This window comes from Aminobacter sp. P4_H6_2 (genome assembly GCF_056400805.1).
The window spans coordinates 1-3,827 of the sequence record NZ_JBFUKO010000530.1 but is presented as its reverse complement, the minus strand read 5'-3'; the positions used below and the strand labels follow the sequence as shown (position 1 = coordinate 3,827).

At 62.5% G+C, this 3,827-nt stretch carries 3 protein-coding genes and 1 pseudogene; all 4 read left to right on the top strand.

All coding sequences use genetic code 11. The annotated features are described in order from the left end of the window. A pseudogene (locus AC1DUU_RS25870) lies at positions 1 to 356 on the top strand (heme ABC transporter ATP-binding protein); the annotation flags it as partial. Then, positions 353 to 1,405: an ABC transporter permease gene (locus AC1DUU_RS25865; protein WP_476786229.1), complete on the top strand. Its 1,053-nt coding sequence runs from the start codon at positions 353 to 355 to the stop codon at positions 1,403 to 1,405. The pseudogene AC1DUU_RS25870 and the gene AC1DUU_RS25865, both read left to right, overlap by 4 nt. Before the next feature lie 9 nt (positions 1,406 to 1,414). Further along, on the top strand, positions 1,415 to 2,350 hold the full coding sequence (locus tag AC1DUU_RS25860) for an ABC transporter permease (RefSeq protein ID WP_476786228.1): 936 nt from the start codon (positions 1,415 to 1,417) through the stop codon (positions 2,348 to 2,350). A 52-nt stretch (positions 2,351 to 2,402) separates the two neighbouring features. After that, the gene (locus AC1DUU_RS25855) at positions 2,403 to 3,731 is read left to right on the top strand and encodes an amidohydrolase family protein (protein ID WP_476786227.1); all 1,329 of its coding nucleotides are present in this window, start codon (positions 2,403 to 2,405) and stop codon (positions 3,729 to 3,731) included. Positions 3,732 to 3,827 lie beyond the last annotated feature (96 nt).

Below are 3,827 nucleotides of genomic sequence, written 5' to 3'. Positions count from 1 at the left end.
TGCCTGTCCGAAACCTGTCAGGCGGCAACCAGCAGCGCCTCGTCGCCCGGCGCGAGATGCGCATCGCCGGCAAGCTCTTGGTCGCCGCCTATCCGAGCCGCGGCCTGGATATCGGTGCGATCAACACGATGATGCGCTATTTCGTCGAGCTTCGGAACCAGGGCGTAGCCGTCGTGCTGATCTCGGAGGATCTCGAGGAGTTGCTCAGTCTCTCGGACCGCATCGCAGTTCTCTATGAAGGCCGGATCATGGCGACTTTTGACGCAGAGAATGCCGACATGGAAACGATCGGTCTTTTGATGGGTGGACAGAGCGTGTCCGGCGTGTCTTCGAACCGGGTCGAGGCAGCACAATGAGCTGGCGCCTTCAGCGTTTTCCTTCGGCGAGACCTTCAGTCGCGCTGGCCGTTCGCGTCGCGGCGATCGTCCTTGCGCTCATTGTCGGTAGCGTCATCGTCGCTTTTTCTGGACTCAATCCACTCGACCTCGCCGGCCAGGTTATCAGTTCGACCTTCGGCTCGGGTTTTGGGCTCGAGGATCTCGGCCTGCTGGTGACGCCTCTCATCTTGACAGGCCTAGCCGTCATGATCACCCGGCGGATAGGACTGTGGAATATCGGTGCGGAGGGCCAGTTCTACGCCGGCGCTTTGGCGGCGGCAGCGATAGGCCTGTTCGTGGAGGGGCCGGCCTGGCTAATCATTCCAGTCATGTTCCTGGCGGGCACGGCCGGCGGAATGGCATGGATTACCATCCCGACGCTCGCCCGCGCCTATGTCGGCGTCAACGAGCTCATCACCACGCTGCTGCTGAACTTCGTAGCGACTTTGCTTGTCTACTACGTAGCGACCGGCCCTTGGCGGGATCGCGGCGCCGGCACGATCGCCTCCACCCCGCGCATCCCCTACGAGATCCCCGAACTCTGGGGCATGGTCCATTGGGGTTTTGCCGTCGCGGTAGTGCTGACGCTGATCGTCGCGGCAGTGCTTTCCTACACGCGCTGGGGCTACGAGGTGCGGATCAGCGGCGCCAATCCGGAGAACGCCCACTACGCCGGCATTCCGGTCAGGCGGCGTATCATCATGGTGATGCTTCTCTCCGGCGCAGTCGCGGGTATCGCCGGAATGCTCGAAGTGGCCGGAACGGTGCACCGTTTGCAGGGCGGCATCTCCAACAATTTCGGCTATCTCGGCATCATCGTGGCCGTGCTCGCCCGCAACTCCTGCCTCGGCGTGCTCGCCGCTGCGGCGCTGATGGCGTTCATCCTCAACGCGGGCATCATCCTTCAGACGCAGGGTCTGACGACCAGCGCGATCGTCGCTCTTACCGGGTTAGTCCTGCTTTTCACCGCCATAGGCGACGAGTTCGCGCATTACCGGCTCGTCCGCACTGACCGAGCCGCAGCATAGGATGCAGTCATGGACATCATAACGGGACTGCTGACGACCGCGGTGCTGGCGGGGGGCGTGCTGGCACTGGCAGCACTTGGCGAGGTAATCTGCCAGCGGGTCGGGGTCGTCAATCTCGGCGTCGAAGGACTGATGGCGCTCGGCGCAGTCACTGCGATCGCCGTAACCATGAGTGTCCCGAGTCCGTCGGTCGGCTTCGTCGCAGCACTTGCGGTTGGGCTGGGCTTCGGCATGATTTTCGYCGTGGCGACCGTGTTCTTTCGCGCCAACCAGGTGCTGTGCGGGTTGGCGCTAACCCTGATGGGAACGGGCCTCGCCGCGACTGTCGGCCGGGCTTTTTCCGGCATGCCGGCGAAGGCGACCTTCCAGCCGGTGGCCGTTCCTTACCTGAGCGAGATACCAGTCATCGGGCCGGCCTTCTTTTCGCAGAACGCGCTGGTCTACCTGATCTTCATCATCCTGCCGATTGGCCTTCACTATCTGATGTTCAAGACGCGCCACGGGCTCAACATGCGCGCGGCCGGAGAGAACCCGGCTGCCGCTGATGCGGCCGGCGTACCGGTCTTGGCGATGCGCTTCTGGTACGTCTCGCTGGGGGCCGCTCTCGCCGCCGGCGCCGGCGGCTATCTCACGCTGGCTTTTGTCCCATCGTGGTCTGACGGCATGGTGGCGGGGCGCGGCTGGATTGCGGTGGCGCTGGTCATCTTTGCCCGCTACCAGCCGCTGAACGTCGTCCTCGTCGCACTGCTCTTCGGCCTGATCACCGCACTCGGCTATGTCGGGCAGGCCCGGAACTGGCCGATCGCTCCGGCCCTGCTAGGCATGCTGCCCTATCTGGGCACGCTCTGCTTCATCATCGTTCCAGCCATGGTCTGGCGCCGTATGCGGCAAGCGACGGCGGCTCCGGCGGCGCTCGGCTTGCCTTATTTTCGGCACGTTCGCTGAAAATCTGAAACTCTGAAACCGGATCCCAGAATGGATCGCGTGGGAGCATACGATGACTATCGATATCGCCATCATCAACGGCACCGTGATGCCCATGGCCGGCGCCAAGCCGATCCAGCGCGGAACAATCACCATCAGCGGCAGCAAGATCCAAGCCGTAGGCCCGCAGGAAACCATCGACATCGGCAGTGCGGCAAAGGTCATCGACGCCTCGAATTGCGCGGTGATGCCGGGCTTCTGCGACAGCCACACGCATATTGCCTCGAACCTTCTCCTGCGTGGGCTTTTGGAAGACGTGCGGCTGTTCGAGTGGCTGTCCACCATGTGGCAGCTCAAGCGCAACTTCGATCCCGAGACGCTGTACTGGGCGAACCTGAACGGTCTTGTCGAAATGGTGAAGTCGGGCGTTACCTCCTTCAACGAGCATTTCGATGCCTATGCCGTCGAGCCGCAGATCGAGGCGCTGAAGAAGATACCGCTGCGCGCAACACTTGGCTACGGCTTCGCCGATCGCGGCGTCTACGCGTCGATCACTGACTGGTCGTGGAAGACGCTACACGGCTTCGGCGACCTCGTCGTCAAGCACCACCAGTCGCAGAATGGGCTTCTCCAGATCGGGCTGTCGCCACATGCCACATATTCCTGTGGGCCAGAAATGTTTCGCCTGTCGCGCGAGGTTGCCGACGCGCATCATGTGCCGATCCACATCCACCTCGCCGAAGCGCCCCAAGAGACCGTCTATGTTGCCGAAACCTATGGCACATCGGCGGTCCGCTGGCTTCATTCACTTGATTTCCTGAAGTCCGACGTGACCGCGGCGCACTGCACGCAGCTCGACGAGGATGACGTGAAGATATTGGCCGCAACCAATACCAAAATTGCGCATTGCCCGTGCTGCAACGCCAAGGTCGCCTCCGGCACACTGCCGCTAAAATGCGTGCGCGAGCATGGCGTCACGGTCGGCCTTGCAACCGACGGGCCAGCCAGCCACAACACGCTCGACATGTTCCAGGAAATGAAATTCGCCGGCCTCATCCACAAGGACAAGACCGCTGACCCGGAATTCCTGAAGACAACCGATATCCTGGAGATGGCGACTGCCGAAGGTGCCAAGGCGATGAACCGGCCCGAAACCGGCTCCCTGGCGCCCGGCATGGCCGCCGATGTCATTGTCGTCGACCTCGACAAGGCGCACACACTGCCGGTCTATGACACTGCTGCGGCACTGGTCTACTCCAGCCGCGCCGACGACGTTCTGCATACGATCGTCGCTGGCCGGATACTGATGGAGAACCGCATCGTCGCCGGCATAGACGAAGCGGAAATCAGAGCGAATTTCCGCAGTAAGGCCCATGCGCTGCGCAAGCGTAGCTTGAGATAAGCGAAGACAGTACTGCGTGCTGCCAAGAAACCGGCCAGGGCTTCGGTCCCTGGCAAGCGCGCCGGGCATCGGCCGCTCCATCTCGGGCCCCAGAGG

Bases quoted from the DNA above. Each gene is read 5' to 3' on its own strand.
- AC1DUU_RS25865 (WP_476786229.1), top strand. From the start codon at position 353: ATGAGCTGGCGCCTTCAGCGTTTTCCTTCGGCGAGACCTTCAGTCGCG.
- AC1DUU_RS25855 (WP_476786227.1), top strand. From the start codon at position 2,403: ATGACTATCGATATCGCCATCATCAACGGCACCGTGATGCCCATGGCC.